Annotated in this window: 16 protein-coding genes; 5 read left to right on the forward strand and 11 right to left on the reverse strand. The window is 47.6% G+C overall.

Annotated elements, in window-relative coordinates:
- Nucleotides 1-70: 70 nt before the first annotated feature.
- From nasD to cobA, 3 genes are all read left to right on the forward strand, one after another.
- Nucleotides 71-2488 carry an NADPH-nitrite reductase gene (nasD, locus tag AC3WTF_RS11325; RefSeq protein WP_020955297.1) on the forward strand — a complete coding sequence of 806 codons (2418 nt, stop codon included), beginning with the start codon at nt 71-73 and terminating at the stop codon, nt 2486-2488.
- A gap of 20 nt (nt 2489-2508) precedes the next feature.
- Complete coding sequence (gene nirD / locus AC3WTF_RS11330) at nt 2509-2829, forward strand: nitrite reductase small subunit NirD (RefSeq protein WP_007409365.1); 321 nt, start codon at nt 2509-2511, stop codon at nt 2827-2829.
- Between the two features lie 64 nt (nt 2830-2893).
- Nucleotides 2894-4333: a uroporphyrinogen-III C-methyltransferase gene (gene cobA / locus AC3WTF_RS11335; RefSeq protein WP_492314261.1), complete on the forward strand. Its 1440-nt coding sequence runs from the start codon at nt 2894-2896 to the stop codon at nt 4331-4333.
- A gap of 55 nt (nt 4334-4388) precedes the next feature.
- On the opposite strand, the gene AC3WTF_RS11340 is transcribed toward cobA, so the two are convergent.
- The 9 genes from AC3WTF_RS11340 to AC3WTF_RS11380 form a co-directional block, all read right to left on the reverse strand.
- Nucleotides 4389-5399 (reverse strand): NAD(P)/FAD-dependent oxidoreductase, encoded by a 1011-nt coding sequence (locus AC3WTF_RS11340; RefSeq protein ID WP_015239119.1) that lies wholly within the window; start codon nt 5397-5399, stop codon nt 4389-4391.
- A 196-nt stretch (nt 5400-5595) separates the two neighbouring features.
- Complete coding sequence (gene putR / locus AC3WTF_RS11345; protein ID WP_003156600.1) at nt 5596-6831, reverse strand: proline utilization transcriptional regulator PutR; 1236 nt, start codon at nt 6829-6831, stop codon at nt 5596-5598.
- Between the two features lie 157 nt (nt 6832-6988).
- Nucleotides 6989-8443, reverse strand: a complete 1455-nt coding sequence (gene putP, locus AC3WTF_RS11350; RefSeq protein WP_015239118.1) for a sodium/proline symporter PutP — start codon at nt 8441-8443, stop codon at nt 6989-6991.
- Nucleotides 8444-8534: 91 nt separating this feature from the next.
- Complete coding sequence (gene pruA / locus AC3WTF_RS11355; protein ID WP_011996302.1) at nt 8535-10082, reverse strand: L-glutamate gamma-semialdehyde dehydrogenase; 1548 nt, start codon at nt 10080-10082, stop codon at nt 8535-8537.
- 17 nt (nt 10083-10099) lie between these two features.
- A complete protein-coding gene (locus AC3WTF_RS11360) occupies nt 10100-11011 on the reverse strand; it encodes a proline dehydrogenase family protein (RefSeq protein WP_087920787.1) in 912 nt (303 codons plus the stop codon).
- Nucleotides 11012-11198: 187 nt separating this feature from the next.
- Nucleotides 11199-11984, reverse strand: a complete 786-nt coding sequence (locus AC3WTF_RS11365; RefSeq protein ID WP_011996301.1) for a nucleotidyltransferase domain-containing protein — start codon at nt 11982-11984, stop codon at nt 11199-11201.
- A 65-nt stretch (nt 11985-12049) separates the two neighbouring features.
- Nucleotides 12050-13006 (reverse strand): cephalosporin C deacetylase, encoded by a 957-nt coding sequence (gene cah / locus AC3WTF_RS11370; RefSeq protein ID WP_007409374.1) that lies wholly within the window; start codon nt 13004-13006, stop codon nt 12050-12052.
- A gap of 140 nt (nt 13007-13146) precedes the next feature.
- A complete protein-coding gene (locus AC3WTF_RS11375; RefSeq protein WP_003156609.1) occupies nt 13147-13707 on the reverse strand; it encodes a shikimate kinase in 561 nt (186 codons plus the stop codon).
- 125 nt (nt 13708-13832) lie between these two features.
- The gene (locus tag AC3WTF_RS11380; protein WP_047935180.1) at nt 13833-15143 is read right to left on the reverse strand and encodes an MFS transporter; all 1311 of its coding nucleotides are present in this window, start codon (nt 15141-15143) and stop codon (nt 13833-13835) included.
- 219 nt (nt 15144-15362) lie between these two features.
- Between AC3WTF_RS11380 and AC3WTF_RS11385 the strand changes: the two genes are divergently transcribed.
- Entirely contained in the window at nt 15363-16151 is a 789-nt protein-coding gene (locus AC3WTF_RS11385) for a sugar phosphate isomerase/epimerase family protein (protein WP_047935179.1), read from the forward strand.
- A 130-nt stretch (nt 16152-16281) separates the two neighbouring features.
- Entirely contained in the window at nt 16282-16566 is a 285-nt protein-coding gene (locus AC3WTF_RS11390; protein WP_007409062.1) for an antimicrobial peptide LCI, read from the forward strand.
- A 50-nt stretch (nt 16567-16616) separates the two neighbouring features.
- Here the strand turns inward: AC3WTF_RS11390 and nadE are convergent, their stop codons facing one another.
- Together nadE and AC3WTF_RS11400 are read right to left on the reverse strand one after the other, a co-directional pair.
- The gene (nadE, locus tag AC3WTF_RS11395; protein WP_007409061.1) at nt 16617-17435 is read right to left on the reverse strand and encodes an NAD(+) synthase; all 819 of its coding nucleotides are present in this window, start codon (nt 17433-17435) and stop codon (nt 16617-16619) included.
- A gap of 134 nt (nt 17436-17569) precedes the next feature.
- Nucleotides 17570-18166 (reverse strand): DUF1989 domain-containing protein, encoded by a 597-nt coding sequence (locus AC3WTF_RS11400; RefSeq protein ID WP_011996295.1) that lies wholly within the window; start codon nt 18164-18166, stop codon nt 17570-17572.
- Nucleotides 18167-18193: the final 27 nt, after the last annotated feature.

Below are 18193 nucleotides of genomic sequence, written 5' to 3' on the forward strand. Positions count from 1 at the left end.
CATGCATCTTAAATATTTGTTTTTGCTGTGCTACGCTAAAAAAAAACAAAGATAAGGAGCGGATCATCTGATGGGAAAAAAACAGCTAGTCCTTGTTGGAAATGGAATGGCCGGGGTAAGAGCGATTGAAGAAATACTGCGTGTTTCAAAAGACGAATTCGAGATTACAATATTCGGGGCCGAACCTCATCCCAACTATAACCGAATCCTTCTGTCAAAAGTGTTGCAAGGCGATACCGACATTCAAGACATTACGTTAAACGATTGGAACTGGTACAAAGAAAACAACATTCAGCTGTATACCGGTGAAACAGTCATCAAAGTCGACACGGAAAACAAAACCGTCATCACCGATGCAGACAGAATCCAGCCTTACGATGAACTCATCCTGGCGACAGGCTCTGTCCCTTTTATCCTTCCGATTCCGGGCGCAGACAAACAAGGCGTCACGGCATTCCGGGATATAAAAGATACAGACACGATGCTCGCCGCGTCAAAACAATATAAAAAAGCAGCCGTCATCGGCGGAGGACTGCTTGGTTTGGAAGCCGCACGCGGACTGCTGAATCTCGGAATGGACGTGTCTGTCATCCACCTCGCCCCATTCCTGATGGAGCGCCAGCTTGACGCAGCGGCGGGACGCCTGCTGCAAAACGAATTAGAAAAACAAGGCATGACCTTTTTCCTTGAAAAGCAAACCGAAGAAATTCTCGGTACTGACCGTGTCGAAGGCGTACGCTTCAAAGACGGCACAAGCATCGAAGCTGACCTGGTCGTCATGGCGGTCGGCATCCGCCCGAATACACAGCTTGGCACAGAAAGCGGCATTCCGGTAAACCGCGGAATCATTGTCAACGATTATATGCAGACTGACATTCCGCACATTTACGCGGTCGGTGAATGTGCCGAGCACCGCGGAATCGCATACGGTCTTGTGGCGCCGCTCTATGAACAGGCAAAAGTGCTGGCCAAACATATTTGCGGCATTGACACAAAACCGTATGAAGGCTCCGTTCTCTCCACTCAATTAAAGGTATCAGGCGTCGAAGTCTTCTCTGCCGGTGACTTTAACGAATCAGAGGACAAAAAAGCGATTAAAGTGTTCGATGAGCAGGACGGCATTTATAAAAAAATCGTCCTGAGGGGCAATCAAATTGTCGGCGCTGTTTTGTTCGGCGACAGCAGCGAGGGCGGCCGCCTGTTTTCTATGATTCAAAAAGAAGCCGATATCTCCGAAACTTCCAAAATATCAATCTTACAGCCTCTTGATCAGGAAGCAGGCGCAAGCATGACCGCGGCGATGAGCGACGATGAAATCATCTGCGGATGCAACGGCGTTTCAAAAGGCGCGATTATTCAAGCCATTCAGGAAAAAGGCTGCACATCTACGGACGAAATCAAAGCATGCACCGGGGCATCCCGTTCCTGCGGAGGCTGTAAACCGCTCGTGGAAGACATTCTTCAATATACACTGGGCTCAGAATTTGACGCGTCCGCGCAAAAAGAAGCGATTTGCGGCTGCACATCACTGTCGAGAGATGAAGTCGTAGAAGAAATCAAAGCCAAAGGGCTGTCCCATACAAGAGAAATCATGAACGTGCTCGGTTGGAAAACGCCGGAGGGATGCTCCAAATGCCGTCCTGCCCTCAACTACTACTTAGGCATGATTAATCCGGCTACATACGAGGATGACAGAACATCCCGTTTTGTGAACGAACGGATGCACGCCAATATTCAAAAAGACGGAACATACTCAGTCGTGCCCCGGATGTACGGCGGCGTGACCAACTCTCAGGATCTCCGCAAGATCGCCGATGTCGTCGACAAATATGAGATCCCGCTCGTTAAAATGACAGGCGGCCAGCGAATTGATCTCATCGGCGTCAAAAAAGAAGACCTGCCGAAAGTATGGGCCGAGCTTGATATGCCTTCAGGCTACGCGTACGGAAAAACACTCCGCACGGTAAAAACGTGCGTAGGCGAACAATTCTGCCGCTTCGGCACGCAAGACTCCATGGCACTGGGCATTGCGCTTGAGAAAAAATTCGAAGGGCTCAATACGCCTCATAAGGTCAAAATGGCCGTGTCCGCCTGCCCGCGGAACTGTGCGGAATCAGGTATTAAAGACCTTGGCGTTGTCGGCATCGACGGAGGCTGGGAGCTTTATGTCGGCGGAAACGGCGGAACCCATTTGCGCGCCGGTGATTTGCTGATGAAAGTAAAAACGAATGAAGAAGTCTTAGAATATGCGGGTGCTTACCTTCAGTACTACAGAGAAACGGCAAACTATCTGGAGCGGACATCCGCATGGCTTGAGCGCGTCGGTTTATCTCATGTCCAATCCGTATTAAACGATCCGGAAAAACGTCAGGAGCTCAACGACAGAATGAATGAGACACTCTCTGTCCACAAAGATCCGTGGCAATACTTCCTTAAAGATAAAAAAGCATCTAAAGATCTATTCGAAAATGTCGTCACGACTTCATAAAACAGTAAGGGGGAACGGACATGGTTAATAAAGATATGACAAAGGTTTGCATAGGCAAAGTAAACGAATTACCCGAGGAGTTAGGAAAAACCGTATATATAGAAGATAAAGAGCTTGCCGTATTTAAACTTTCTGACGGGAGCGTCCGCGCCGTCGAAAACCGCTGTCCCCATAAAGGGGGCGTCTTGGCTGAAGGCATCGTCAGCGGAGAATACGTCTTCTGCCCGATGCATGACTGGAAAATCTCCTTAGAAGACGGAAAAGTCCAAGAGCCGGATCATGGCTGTGTCAAAACATACGAAACACTGATCGAAGGAGAGAATGTATACCTCCTGTATTGATCAGACCGGATCACTTTTTCAAGTGGTCCTTCATTTTTTAAATTGCTGAAGGGATGACGCCATCATGAAAAACGGAATCGTATATTTTGTCGGTGCCGGACCAGGAGACCCGGGGCTGATCACCGTAAAAGGAAAACAGGCTCTGGAGAAAGCGGATATTATTTTGTATGACCGGCTCGCAAACCCAAAGTTTCTTGAGTATGCCTCACCGGACTGCCGGTTCATTTATTGCGGAAAGCTGCCCGACCGCCATTTTATGAAACAGTCTGAGATAAATGCCCTGCTGATTGAAAAAGCGGCGGAGGGCTGCACCGTAGTCCGCTTGAAAGGCGGAGACCCAAGTGTGTTCGGCAGAGTCGGCGAAGAAGCAGAGGCGCTTCATCAGCACGGCATCCGCTACGAAATGGTGCCCGGCATCACCTCGGGAATCGCAGCGCCGCTGTATGCGGGAGTCCCCGTCACCCATCGTGATTTCGCTTCGTCCTTCGCGATGATCACCGCTCATGATACATCATTGCACGGCAGGCCGAATCTCGACTGGGAAGGGCTTGCCCGAAGCGTTCAAACGCTTGTGTTTTACATGGGCGTTAAAAATCTGTCATTTATATGCCGGCAGCTGATGGAGCACGGAAAATCCCCTTCCGTTCCCGTACTCGTCATTCAATGGGGGACGTGGGGGCGGCAGCGGAGCGTTAAAGGAACGCTTCAGGATATCCATGAAAAAGTTCAAAGCCAAAACATCACCAACCCTGCCATTATCGTCATCGGTGATATTGTCAATTTTCAAACACACAGCTGGTTTGAAAGCAAACCGTTCATCGGGCGGCATATCATGGTTGTCACTCATGGCGATGAAGAACATACATTGACAGACAAGCTGCGCGAGTATGGCGCCGATGTTATTGAGTGGCCGAAGCGGATCGTTAAAAAAATGCCCGCAAACGAAAATATCCTGAAACAGATCAGCACCTTTGAACAACTATTTTTCACATCACGCCTTGCGGTATGCGAATTCTTTGACACACTGGCTTTCAAGCAGATCGACATCCGCCGGGTGACCGCAAGCCTGAATGCAGCGACTGAGACCGCAAAGACGGAACTGACAAAACGGGGCTTTCTCCTATCCGAATGTCAAATTGATTCTCCGCATTCACTCATTGTAGGAAGCCGTCAAGCAGCAGAAAACTTGTCAGACTCAAAATCATGCCCGTTTTATATCACCCATGAACATATCGCAGATGAGCGGTTCACTTCCATGATCGAACGCACGATCAGCGAGTCTCCTCTGCAAATGATTATCTGTATGGGCAAAGAATCCGCTCAGCATTTGATCAGCGCCGGAAAACAAATCGGCATATCACCGGATCCGTCAGCAAACCGCCCTCCCGTCATCTGCATGGGCGAAGACGTCCCCGCCGGCTGCGGGTTTACCGCCGTGAAAAATCAGGAACAGTTATTTGCGTTTATACGAAATGAAATGAAAGACATGCTCGTTCACAGCTGATACGCCGGAATGCTTTTCTGACCCCCCAGACTCAACATCGGGGGTCAGCCCTTTTTTATTGTGTCACCAATTTTTTATGGTGAGTCGAATACATCGCCATCTGATCCGCCTGCGGGTCCAAATAGGCTTTGGCGCTGTTCACGGCGGTCGGCCCCTCCGTGAAACCGCCTGCAATCAATCTGAGCTTGCTTTCATAATGAGCGGCGTCACCGGCGACAAACACGCCCGGAAGATTCGTCCGCATATGTCTGTCAGCTTTAATCCTGCCTTCTTCTATCTCAAGCCCCCAGTCCTTCATCGGACCGAGATCAATTTTAAACCCATGGTTGATAATGAGCTCATCAAGCTTGATGACTTCAGAAAGTCCGGACTCAGTTTGGCAAACGGTGACGCTCTCGATCCGTTCTCCGGTGCCGTTGAGGTGCTTTAGACGATATGGCGCAAGCACCCGCACGGAAGACCGCTTCATTTTCGCCACGCTGCTTTCCAAACCGCCGAACTCCTCCCTGCGGTGCAAGACGGTAACAGACGCCGCAATCGGTTCCAGCTCATTCGCCCAGTCAACCGCGGTATCTCCCCCTCCTGAAATCACGACATGCTTATCTCGAAACGCATCAAGCTTCTCCACCTTATAATGAAGGTTCTTTCCCGAATACCGGCTCGCATCCGCGCTGTCAAGTTCATTGACCTCAAGCGTCCCCATGCCGACAGCCAAAATCACCGTGCGTGTATAGTGCTTTTCCCCTTTGGAACTTTCCAGCACAATGGTTCCGTCTTCCAGCCGTTCAAATCCGGTCACCCGCTGATTCAACACGATATCCGGCTTAAATGTCGCAGCCTGTTCCTTCAGCTGCTTAATCAGCTGTTCTCCGGCAATCCCGGGTATTCCGCCGATATCACGGATGATTTTTTCAGGGAAAAACATAGACACCTTCCCCCCGAGCCGCGGCAAAAACTCGATCACTTTCGTTTTCAGCTCGCGCATCCCGCAATAAAAAGCCGCAAACAGGCCGATCGGGCCTCCGCCTATAATCGTGACGTCATACACCTCATGATTTTCCGCCATCGTTCTGCCTCCCGTTTATATCTATACTTCAACATTTTTAATTGAGAATCAATATCAATAAAAGTATAACACACATCGAGCAGCAGTGTTTATTCATTTCTCTCTTGCGGAAAAGGAGTGATTCAGAAGTGAGGTTCTGAGATTGATAAGCGGGAAGGTATTAAAACTGAAACCAGTACGGCGACTGGTTTCTTTTTTATCTCTTTTTCATCAGCATGATATCGAGATACAGCTGGCACCTTGTCCTGAAGTCGTTTAAATTAATTGATGTCATGTCAAGAATCTGTTTGATACGGTAGTTCAATGTGTTTTGATGAATAAAAAGCTGTTCTGCGGCTGGTTTTGTTTTGCAGTTATTGAGGAGATAGATTTCTAACGTTTTCAGCAGTTCGGTACTGCTTTCTCTGTCTTTGGCTTTTAATAACGCTAAATCATCGTTTACATATTCCAGTGAGGCGTTTTTTTCTTCGATGCTTTCAAGATAGCGGTAAATCCCGAGCTTACTGTATTCGTACGGGATATTTTCCTGGTTTCCGGTAATTTCGGCGGCCTTTATGACTTCAAGGGCCTCTATATAACTTTTGCCAAGCTTCAGGATGCTGCTGTATTCATTGCCGATTCCGATATAGATGGGAGTGGGGATCTTCTGAAAGTGAAAATGAGTCAGCAGTTTGTGGATGAATTCAGATGCTGCCGAAGTGCCGGAGCTTTTTTGCGAGAAGCTTGCGACGACGATGACAATATTGGAATCAATGGTTAAGACGTGACTGACTTTATCCCGCAAATTCAAGTACGATTTGATGTTTTCCTTCACATCTTCGACTGCCTCCCCATCCCCATTTGCGGCGTGCAGGACGACTACCGAAAAAACCGACGGCAGCACGGCGTTCATCTTTTCCGCTTCCCGCCTGAACTCCTTTTCAGAGGAGAATTGCTGAAAGATCGCCCGTTTCACCAGGTCTTCCGCTCTCTCTTCTTTTTCCTGTTTCAGCCGGTTCGTTTTATAGATGATTTTTCCGACATGGAATGAAGTTTCATATAAAAAATCGAGCTCCTCGTCCGTCAGGTTTCGGTCGAGCTCCTGAATCCAGATGTAGCCCATCACTTCGCCTTTATGTTTTGCGCTTACAACCACTCTCTGATTCAGTCCGATACTGTCTATTTTTTCGACACGGAACGGTTCAGGAACGGTTTTCAGCTTTTCGATCACCCCGTCCTTCAGAAACCTTTCAAAAATCTGCACGGGGCATTTTTTTGAAAATATCGTCTGCTGGTTGGCGGAGTCGAAGTGATTAATGTAATAAGAATTATAGGCAAGCAAAAAGAAATCTGCGCTTTCCAGAATAACGGGCTTCTGCAATTCATAACTGATGAAATCAATTAATTTATCAATGTCCGTAAATGAAAAAACTCTCTCTAAAAGCTCTTCCATACCTATTTCTCCTATGCTCTTTTTATCTTTATCATACTCTGCGGGGTGACTTTTTGTATAGAAAAAAATTCACATATTCCCAAAACGGAATTATCCGGAATTCTGTATCGTGAAAAGAGGAAAAAGGGCGGTCCCTTCTTCCTCTCGTTCCTTGCTTTTATTGAGAAAGTGTATCACGGTACTCATGAAACTGATCTGTGACATCTTTTGACGGAGCCTGTGTCAATAAGCTGACGACAAATACAGCGGCAAGGCTTACAGCAAAGCCCGGAATGATTTCGTACAAAAAGTCTGAAAGACCGGCATTCGCCCAAATGATTACGGTAATCGCTCCCGCAATCATGCCGGCGAGTGCCCCCCATTTCGTCATCCGTTTCCAAAATAAACTGAGCAGTACGACCGGCCCGAATGAAGCGCCGAATCCCGCCCATGCATAGCTGACAAGACCAAGTATCGTGTTGTTTTTCTCCCAGGCGAGCACCAAAGCGATGATTGACACCGCAAGCACTGCCATTCTCCCCAGAAATACGAGTTCCTTATCAGAAGCCGAACGCCTGAACATGGACTTATACAAGTCCTCCACTAAAGAACTGGACGTAACGAGCAGCTGAGACGAAATCGTACTCATAATGGCCGCTAAAATCGCAGAAATGAGAAATCCCGTAATAATCGGGTGGAACAGAATGTTGCCGAGCTGAATAAAAATGGTTTCCGGATCAGCCAGCTTCAGTCCGTTCTGGTGGTAATACGCGATTCCCGCAAGACCCGTAAACAGCGCGCCTAGTGCAGACAAAATCATCCATCCCATTCCGATCCGTCTGGCTCGTTTGATTTCTTTCACAGACGTGATCGCCATAAAGCGCACAATAATATGCGGCTGCCCGAAATAGCCGAGCCCCCACGCAAATAAAGAAATAATGCCAAGGACGGTCGTCCCTTTGAACATGTTAAACAGTTCCGGGTTGACGGAACGGATATCGGCAACGGTTTCCCCCGGGCCGCCCGTATGGAAAATCGTCACAATCGGCACAAGAATAAGCGCCACAAACATAATGATCCCTTGAACAAAGTCCGTCCAGCTTACCGCCAAAAAGCCCCCGAACAAGGTGTAGGCGACAACGACGCCTGTCACGACCCACAGTCCCGTGTGGTAATTCAACCCTAAAATGCTGTTGAATAAGACACCTCCGGATACCATGCCGGATGATACGTAAAATGTGAAAAAGACGAGAATGACAAGACCCGAAAACAGTCTGAGAAGCTTCGTATGATCACCGAAACGGTTTTCAAGGAAACCCGGAATGGTGATGGAATTCCCCGCTTTTTCGGTATACGTTCTCAGTCTCGGCGCCACGAAAAGCCAGTTCGCCCACGCCCCGAGCACAAGCCCGAGCACAATCCAAGCGCCGCTTAATCCTGTCGAGAACATAGCACCCGGAAGCCCCATCAAGAGCCATCCGCTCATATCCGCCGCTCCCGCGCTGAGCGCTGTGACGGCAGGGCCTAAAGAACGCCCCCCGAGCATGTAATCCGTCAGATTTGACGTCCGTCTGTAGGCGAAATAACCGATAAACAGCATACCCGCCATATAAATACAAATGGAAATAATCAACTGAATGTTTGCTATGGCATTTCCTCCTCCGCTTTATATGTTTATGGTGAAATGGACACCCCCCGCGAGGAGGATGCCCATTCAGTCCCTCTTAAAACATTTCACTGATTGTTTTCGCCTGCATGTGGAGGGCCAAATAATCCGGGCCGCCCGCTTTTGAATCAGTGCCGGACATTTTGAAGCCTCCGAACGGATGGTAGCCGACAATCGCTCCCGTACAATTGCGGTTGAAGTACAGGTTGCCGACATGGAATTCCTGTTTCGCCCGTTCAATATGTTTGCGGTTATTTGTAATGACCGCGCCTGTCAAACCATATTCAGTATTGTTGGCCACTTCTAAAGCTTCATCAAAGTTTGACACTTTAGAAAACGCCACGACAGGCCCGAAAATTTCTTCCTGCATGAGTCTTGCTTTCGGATCAAGGTCAGCGAAGATCGTCGGCTTGATAAAGTAGCCTTTTGAATCATCTCCGGTGCCGCCGCTTACTAAACGGCCTTCTTCTTTTCCGATTTCAATGTAGCTCATGATCTTGTCGTAAGAACCTTGGTCGATGACAGGCCCCATATAAACATCTGCACTGTCAGGTTTAGCAGTTACTTTTGATTCCGTAATTTCAATGACACGCTCTAATACTTGATCATACACTTTTTCATGGACAACTGCACGTGAACCTGCAGAACATTTTTGTCCCGCGAAGCCGAATGCTGATGTAAAGATGGATTGAGCCGCCAATTCAATGTCCGCATCTTCGTCAACGACAACCGTATCTTTACCGCCCATTTCTGCAATGACGCGTTTCAGATGCTGCTGGCCCGGCTGCACTTTCGCCGCGCGTTCGAAAATTCTCGTACCGACTTCACGTGATCCTGTAAATGTGATAAGGCTTGTTTTCGGATGGTCAACAAGATAATCGCCTACTTCTGCTCCGCTTCCCGGCACAAAGTTGACTACGCCTTTTGGCAATCCGGACTCTTCAAGCACCTCAACAAATTTTGCTGCAATAACAGGTGTAGCACTCGCAGGTTTTAGAACCACTGTGTTTCCAGTAACGATCGGCGCCACTGTTGTTCCTGCCATGATCGCAAACAAGAAGTTCCACGGCGGAATAACAACTGTCACTCCAGTCGGCGTGTACACATATTGGTTTTTCTCGCCCTCACGGCTGTTGACCGGTTTGCCTTTTGCCAGTTCGATCATTTGGCGTGCATAATACTCCATGAAGTCAATCGCTTCAGCCGTATCTGCATCAGCTTCGTTCCAAGGTTTTCCCGCTTCCTTGACGAGCAGGGCGGAGAATTCGTGCTTTCTGCGGCGGACTTTGGCAGCTGCGCGGAACAAAACGGCCGCTCTTTCTTCAGGGGATGTGTATCTCCACTCTTCGAACGCTTTCGCAGCAGCTTCAATCGCTTGCTCAGCGTGCTCCTGGGACGCCTTTGACACTTTTCCGACGACTTCTTCTTTATCAGCCGGATTGATTGAAACGATTTTCGCTTCCGTCTCTACCTTTTCACCGTTGATGACGAGCGGATAATCTTTTCCCAGATACTCATTTACCGTCGCAAGCGCTTTCTTAAATTCTTCAACGTTCGATTGATCTTGGAAATTCGTGAATGGTTCGTGTTTATAAGGTGTAGTCATTGTCATCTCTCCCTTTTTTACTTCTTAGTCATTCCTTTAAAGGCGAATGCGATGTTTGAGGGGCGTTCAGCGAGCCGTCTCATGAAATAGCCGTACCAGTCATCCCCGTAAGGCAGGTAGACTCTCATGCGGTATCCTTCTTCCACCAGGCTGAGCTGGGTTTGCGAGCGCATGCCGTACAGCATCTGAAACTCAAAACGGTCGTTTGGAATGCCGTGCTCTTTGGCAAGCTGTTTTGTAAACTCGATCATTTTGTCATCATGCGTGGCAACTGCCGTATAATGTCCTTTTAAAAGCTGTTTGCGGATGAGTCTTTTATAATTTTCATCGACGTCGCTTTTTTCAGGATAGGCCACCTTTTCCGATTCTTTATAGGCCCCTTTGACAAGCCGCAGAAACGGATTCAGCGGGCTGAGGTCATCAAGATCCTTCTCCGTTCTGTACAGATAGGCCTGCACCACGGTGCTTACATATTCATACCGGCTCCGGAAGTCTTTAAAGATATCCAGCGTCTTCTGGCATCTCGTTTCATCTTCCATGTCAATCGTCACCATGACTTTATGTTTTTCAGCCGTCTGGAGGATTTTCGTCATATTTTCATAGACGAGATCGAGATCTATATCAAGACCTAAAGACGTCATTTTTAATGACACTTGGGAATTCAGCTGTTCATCAGCGATTAAGGCGATGGTCTGCATGCACTCCTCGGTGCGTTCTTTCGCGACATCACCGCTGTTGACAAATTCCCCCAAATGATCGACAGTAACTGACAGCCCCTGGCTGTTCAAATGTCGGATTGTCGGGATAGAACTGCGGAAATCCATTCCTCCGATGATTTTGCCGGCTGCCACACGGCTTCCCCAGCTTCGCGCCATCTTATTGAGAAAGCTGCTCTTGGATAAAAATAAGAAAAAATCTCTTGTAATCACTTCCAACCTTAACACCCCGCAATCTAAGAAGTATTTGTATGAGTCTATTGTAAATGGACAAAACATCCTCTCACAATATTCTAAAAATACAAAGATTCTGATAAATTTTTGTGGTTTTACCACAATCAGCTTCTTAGATAGCAGGCGGATTATGCCGAAAAAAGGCGGACGGAAATGACGGCAATCGTCAATTTCCGCCTTTTTCCCCCCACGCCTCTTCGACGGTCTGAATCAATAGCCGATTCAGTTCCTCCGTTATGTCAGGTTTCGGCGTTTTGATCGTTTTGACATAGTGCCCGATGCGTTCTATTTCTTCTTCTATAAATGCATGAATGATCGTATTTCTCGGTTCCGGAGCCAGCTCCTGACCGCTTTTTTTCCTTGTAAGCAGTGTATTGATTTCAGAAATGAGCGCTTCATCTGTCAATAAGGCATCGGCCAGTACGGGAAATGACATCGGCGGTACGGAGCCGAACGTTTCAATCCATCTGCAGGCAAGGAGAGGACGCAGAACATAAAAATACTTTTTAATCTTCACTTCACTGCCCCGCAATTCCGTTTTTTCATTCCGTTTTGCCATATTGAGATAATGATAGATGCCGGCTTCAGGCGAAAAGGCGCGGATTTTCAGTTTTCGAAGCTTTTCAGCCGCTGAGAAAGCTTCATAATAGATCATCTCAGAAGAGAGCCATTCCAAAAGAGGCGGATTTGATTTTTTAAAAAGCCGCAGCGCTTTTCTCAGTTCCCAGCCGCTGATGTCAAGCATGTCATGAATCGGCTCTTCTATGACATCCCTATGCGGTTCGATCGAAAAGTACCATTCTTTTTTCGGCACATAGAGAAACCGTACATCGTAGTCGCTGTCGCTTGACGGAAATCCCCATGCGCGGCTCCCTGATTCTACGGCGTAAAGCACCTTGACGCCGTGCTGTGCTTCAATTCGTTTTAATTCTTCGATGATCCTTTGTTTCATCTGTATCCGTCCTTTTCCGTGATCATTCCTGAAAAAAGCCCAAGTACTTGGGCTTTTCGCTGTCGTCAGCCTTTCAGATGCGCTTTCAGAAAGGCCAGCTTTTCCGTATGGAAAGAAGGTATGTATTCATGTCCGAAATACCGGTAAACCTTCAATTCTTTTTCCGTTTCCAGATGATTGTACGCGGCAAACACCGTCGACGGCGGAGTCACGCGGTCAATCAGCCCGATGGACATGAGCACCGGAACTTTTACGCGGTCCGCCAGATTCATGATATCAAAATAGGCCAGTGTATTCATCGCGGCCTTCTCCGTTTCAGGGCTGCCGTTCTTTCTGAAAAAGGAGTTAATCTCAAGATACGGCTCATCAAGAGCGACATCAATGGCCCGCTCAAAATTGCTTAAATAAGGATAATCGGCCGCAACCGCTCTCGGAATGTCAGATAGTGCCGCCGCGGCGATTGAAAGTCCGCCTCCCTGGCTCCCGCCGATGACGGCGATCCTCGTTTCATCCACTTCATCAAAGCCGCTGATGACTTCCAAAGCCCGGACGGCGTCTAAGTACACGCCGCGGTAATAATATGTATCTTTATCTAAAATCCCTTTCGTCATCCAGCCGGGAACGTGTCCGTGCGGTGAGACGCTTGTATCTGTGCTGCTGTGCTGGCCGCGGACAAGCATGCCGAACGCGGCATATCCGTGAAGCGCCCAATTTACGATGTCATGTATATCCCCGTCATAGCTCGCATTATAGCCGTGATATTTCACGATGGCCGGATGCGGTCCTTGCCGGTCGGGAACGGCGTACCATCCCTCAATTTCCGCCTTGCCGAAGCTTCGGTATGTCAGCCGGAATACTTTCACGCCGTCAGCCGGGTAGCTTTCAGCCTTCAATTCAGGCTTTGCCTCTTCCTTTGCAAGCTCATGTAATGATGATGCCCAAAAATCCGAAAAGTCATGAGGAGCGGTTTTATTTGGTTTATAGGTTTGCAGTTGGTCGAGCGGCAAGTCGTATAATTGCATATCCGATTATTCTCCTTTGTTTTATAAGATTTAATTTTCTGACTCTATCTTAACACGATTTTACACTCATTTTCTAAACATTTTAATAAACGTTTGTTTAAAAACAAAAAAGCCGTGCGCTCACAGCGTCACGGCTTTTTTTACATCGGCTGATACAAGTCCCAGCCGATTTTTAACGTTTCTACGATATAATCGGCTATTTCTTCTGGTTCCAGATTATCCGTCGCCACTTTTGAATTATGTTTATCATAGATGCTTTGGCGCTCGTTAAAGAGCTGCTGCATTTCATCCATGGAACGGTTATGCAGAACAGGACGGCTTTCAATCAGCAGGTCAGCCCGCTGCTTCCAATTCTCCCATGATAAATCAAGATGGAGCACGAGACAGTTTTCAAGGCAGCACTGTCTGATTTCCTCTTGTTTAAACGAACCGCCCCCAAGCGACACGATCTTGAATTTCGTATTGCGGCAGATATCTAATATATAGTCCTTTTCAGTCTGACGGAAAAAGGCTTCACCTTTTTTCTCAAACATTTCAGGGATGGACATATTGAAATCTTTCTCAATCTGCAAATCAATATCAATAAAGTCTCTGTATAGTTTCTTAGCGACCAGCTGGCCGATTGTCGTCTTTCCGACACCCATGAATCCGATCAGTACGATATTTCTTTCTCTTACGGGAATGGCACGTTTTGCGTTCATCTTCGGCGAAATCCTCCTAAGAAATGAAAAAGTTATGTTTATTATATGATAACTCAATATTGAAATATAGAGATAATGCAATGAAAGAAAACCCATCCTTTATAAGAAGAGATGAGTTTTTCTTTCTATCGGAGCGTAATGCGTTCCACCTTTCCGACAATGAAAATATAAGAAAATGCCCCGATAAATGCGACAGCGCCGACAAACAGAATCGCTCCGTTATATGAACCGGTCGCAGAAACGATAAACCCGATGAGAAGCGGGGTGATAATGCCGGCCATATTGGCGAAAAAGCTAAAGACGCCCCCTGCCAATCCGATTGTTTCGCTTGGCGCGACCTCACTCAGCATCGTCCAGGATATATTGGACATGCCCTGCGCAAAAGAAGCAATGGATAAGATCGTCAAAACCGCGGGAGCAGAATCCGTAACATTCGCAAGCACGATGGAGCCTGTCAGCAGAAGACCGAGGATGACGGGCGTTTTCCGGGCAACGTTCACCGACACCCCCCGTTTCATCATGCCGTCAGACCAAAATCCGCCGAACAATACGCCGAAAAAAGCGGCGATATACGGGATTGATGCGGCGAAGCCGACTTTTAAGAAAGCCATGTGCTTTGCCTCCGCCAGATAAGTCGGAAACCATGTCAAAAAGAAGAACAGCGTGGAGGCTACGGCGAATTGGCCGATATACAATCCGACAAGCTTGCGGTATTTTAGAAGCTGGACGAAATCCGCCCACGATATCCTGCCGGCTGCATCAGACACCTCAGTCAGTCCGCCGCCTTCTTTAATATAATCAAGCTCCTCACGATTCACTTTCCGATACCCGTTCGGCTCGTGATACATTTTAAACCAGAAAATGGAGAAAACAATTCCGAGCACCCCTGAGGAAATAAATACGGCGCGCCAGTCAAATGCCGTTAACACCCAGAATAAAACCGGTGTGGCGAACGCCAGCCCGACATATTCCCCCGCCGTATAAACACCCGTCGCAAAGGCGCGTTCCCGCCTTGGAAACCATGTCGTAACAATCCGGTTGTTTGCCGGAAACGCCGGCGATTCAGCTATCCCGATGAGCAGGCGGCAGCCGAATAGAAACCCGAAACTTGTCGCAAAAGCTTGTACTCCGGTAAAAACCGACCACACAAATAAAGAAATTCCGTATGTCCGTTTTGACCCGAATTTATCCAAAATGAGCCCGCCTGGAATCTGCATCCCCGTATAGGTCCAGCTGAACGCAGAAAAAACGATGCCCAAAAGCGCGGGGCTTAGGTTCAGCGAATGTTGAATGGATGGGCCGACAATAGATACACTGGCTCGGTCTATATAATTAATCGCAGTGATAAAAAACAAAAGAACCAATATCACATAACGAGCGCGAGTCGGTTTATTGCGGACGGGACTGAAGGCCCTCAGCTCCGTTTCTTTTTTCAATGGCTTCTCCCCCCTTACTCGAATGAAATTAATTGTACAACACTTCGGTTAATTATTTAATACTTTGACGCAAAAAAGCGTTAAACAATTTGTGTGCCGCACTGACCTGATGCAGACACACCCCGCTTATAAAAAAGTGTCTGCCCTTTTCACCTGTTTATCCGTATCGCACCCGGGGAAAAAGTACACATATGATAGACAGTTACGGGAGGATTATCGATGAAACTGAGTTTTTGCACGACAGGATTTAAGAAAAAGCATATTTTCGACATCATTTCTTTCGCGAAGGAGCACTCCTTTGAGGGAATCGAACTGTGGTACGGACACGCTAAACAATATATAGAGGAAATCGGCCCGCTCGACAGGCTTTATCAGCAGCTTCAGGAGGAAGGCATCGGGGTGCCTGCCGTCAGTTTGTACACTGACTTCGCCACTCAGGATGAAAGGCAGGCGTTAAAGGATGTTCAAAGGGCATTAAGCGCGGCACGACAGCTGCACAGTCCCTTGATCAGGGTCTTTGCCGGCAATCTTCCTTCGCACCGGACGTCACCGGAAAAGTGGCAACGTGCGGTTGATCAATTTCAGCAGGCGGCACGGCTCGCAGATGACTATGAAGTCGATATCGGGCTTGAGATTCATTACGATACGTACGCGGATACACCGGAGGCGGCGCTGGCATTTTTGGAGGATGTCGGACATCCGCGGGTCCGCACCATTTTTGACGGCTCCAACCTACACGTCAATCACGTTGACCAAATGTCCGCTTTGGAAAAACTGTATCATACCGTCAGCCACATTCATCTGAAAAACTATCACTGGGATTTTGCCAACTGGTATCTCAGCAAGCCGGTATCCGTTCTGCAAGGGGATTTACGGCAGGAACCCTTTCTGAAAGAACTGATGAACAGGCAATACGGCGGATTCGTATCACTCGAATACTTCGGTCATCATGCTGAAGAGCATATCAAAGAATCACTGAATGAGATCAGGCACTGCTTTAAGAAATAAAAAACATCCCCTCTGAAGGGATGTTTTTTCAAATTAAGAAAAAAATTTTAGAAATACAGAAGTAATTTTATGGATAATCATCTAATTATTAACACTGTAACACATTTCATTTGAAAAGGGAGTGCTCGAAATGAAATTCAAAAAAGTGTTAACCGGTTCTGCGCTGTCTCTTGCCTTACTGATGTCTGCCGCTCCTGCCTTTGCCGCATCACCAACAGCATCCGCATCCGCGGAAAATAGCCCAATCTCAACGAAAGCAGATGCCGGCATTAATGCCATCAAACTCGTTCAAAGCCCTAACGGCAACTTCGCTGCTTCTTTCGTTTTAGATGGAACAAAATGGATTTTCAAAAGCAAATACTATGACAGCAGCAAAGGGTATTGGGTAGGGATTTATGAAAGTGTAGATAAATAAAAATGAAATAAACAAAAAACCTCCCTTTCAAAAGGGAGGTTTTTTTCATTCTATTTCCACCAATCATCAAACATCGATGCCGGCACCTGGCGCTTATGCTCCGTACTGAGGTAGCGTTTTTCCAGCGCTTCAATCACTTCGGAAGAAACATCCTTGCCTTCTAAATAATCATCAATGTCATTGTATGTGATGCCGAGTTCGGTCTCATCAGTCTGCTGCGGTTTTTCATCAAGCAGATCGGCCGTCGGTAATTTCAAATACAGGCGTTCCGGCGCGCCGAGCTCTTCTAATAAACGTCTGCCCTGGCGTTTCGTTAATCCGGTCAGCGGCAGCAGATCAGCTCCGCCGTCACCGTATTTCGTGAAGAAACCGGTCACCGCCTCGGCCGCATGGTCGGTTCCGATGACAAGCAGCCCCTCTTGTCCGCCGATGGCATATTGAGCGATCATTCTCATTCTGGCTTTTACATTTCCTTTGTTAAAGTCAGACAGCTGATCGCCCGTGTCTTTTTTATACTGATCAGCGAACGCGCTGACAGCGGACTTAATATCAAATGTCCATGATTTATCAGGTTTAATGAATTTGAGCGCCAATTGGGCGTCATCCTCATCTTGCTGTGTGCCGTGCGGAAGGCGGACGGCGATAAATTCAGCGTTTCCGCCTTCTTCTCTGATGCTTTCAGCCGCCAATTGGGCGAGGCGTCCCGCAAGCGTGGAATCCTGCCCCCCGCTGATGCCGAGCACAAAGCCTTTGGCACCTGTTTTTTTCAAATATTGTTTCAGAAAGTTCACTCTGTCCTCAATTTCTTGTTTCGGATCAATTGAGGGCTTTACATGGAGATCATTCATAATTTGTTTCTGGATGCTCATCCCAATCACTCCTCCTGCATTGTTTCTTTATGATCCATTTCCCGTTCATGCTGAAAATGAATCATGCCACTATGTACGACTCTCTGTTAAATATAGCACAGGTGCAGATTTTAAGTGAATCAAATACACCGGGATCAGCTGATTTCCACCCGCAGCGCCGTGATGCTGTCTCCGTTGCATTTTCCTTTTTCAATCGGACAGGATGAAAACGCGACGACGAGATCCATTTCCGCACGGAGCCGTACATAATCACCCGCGTCAGAAAGAGGCGTTTCGACTGATAAGTTCCCCTTCTCATCGAGCACCGTGTTCATAAAGATGGCAAATGGGTAATGCATATGCGGCCGCGGCACCCCGAACGGTTCAAGCGCCCCGCTCATATTGTCATAGCACGTATCCTGGAGCTCGTCTTTATGCTTTCCGTATAAAAGCCTGTTCATATCCGGACGGCAGGCGGGAAGCAGCAGGTCATGCTTGCCGACTGTATCCTCAATCAGCGTCAGCATCGGCTTGTATAAATTCGAATAAATATGATCACCCGTTTTTACATGAATGGACTGGTTGGCATCAATCGTCGCGCCCTGATCAAGATGTTCATAAAAGTCCTTGGCATGATACGCCGTAAAATCAGCCACCTGCTGCCCTTCCACATCGACTACTTTTATAATCTGCCCTTTGTGAACCTTCAGGCCGAGCCCTTTTTTCGGCGGTACAATAAATTGCTGTGTCATCAGACTGCTCCTTTTTTTCTTCTATTA

The sequence above is a fragment of the Bacillus sp. EB106-06-01-XG163 genome (genome assembly GCF_058791615.1).

Coding starts and splice junctions, on each gene's coding strand:
- nasD (WP_020955297.1), top strand. CDS start 71: ATGGGAAAAAAACAGCTAGTCCTTGTTGGAAATGGAATGGCCGGGGTA.
- nirD (WP_007409365.1), top strand. CDS start 2,509: ATGGTTAATAAAGATATGACAAAGGTTTGCATAGGCAAAGTAAACGAA.
- cobA (WP_492314261.1), top strand. CDS start 2,894: ATGAAAAACGGAATCGTATATTTTGTCGGTGCCGGACCAGGAGACCCG.
- AC3WTF_RS11340 (WP_015239119.1), bottom strand. CDS start 5,399: ATGGCGGAAAATCATGAGGTGTATGACGTCACGATTATAGGCGGAGGC.
- putR (WP_003156600.1), bottom strand. CDS start 6,831: ATGGAAGAGCTTTTAGAGAGAGTTTTTTCATTTACGGACATTGATAAA.
- pruA (WP_011996302.1), bottom strand. CDS start 10,082: ATGACTACACCTTATAAACACGAACCATTCACGAATTTCCAAGATCAA.
- AC3WTF_RS11365 (WP_011996301.1), bottom strand. CDS start 11,984: ATGAAACAAAGGATCATCGAAGAATTAAAACGAATTGAAGCACAGCAC.
- cah (WP_007409374.1), bottom strand. CDS start 13,006: ATGCAATTATACGACTTGCCGCTCGACCAACTGCAAACCTATAAACCA.
- AC3WTF_RS11375 (WP_003156609.1), bottom strand. CDS start 13,707: ATGAACGCAAAACGTGCCATTCCCGTAAGAGAAAGAAATATCGTACTG.
- AC3WTF_RS11385 (WP_047935179.1), top strand. CDS start 15,363: ATGAAACTGAGTTTTTGCACGACAGGATTTAAGAAAAAGCATATTTTC.
- AC3WTF_RS11390 (WP_007409062.1), top strand. CDS start 16,282: ATGAAATTCAAAAAAGTGTTAACCGGTTCTGCGCTGTCTCTTGCCTTA.
- nadE (WP_007409061.1), bottom strand. CDS start 17,435: ATGAGCATCCAGAAACAAATTATGAATGATCTCCATGTAAAGCCCTCA.
- AC3WTF_RS11400 (WP_011996295.1), bottom strand. CDS start 18,166: ATGACACAGCAATTTATTGTACCGCCGAAAAAAGGGCTCGGCCTGAAG.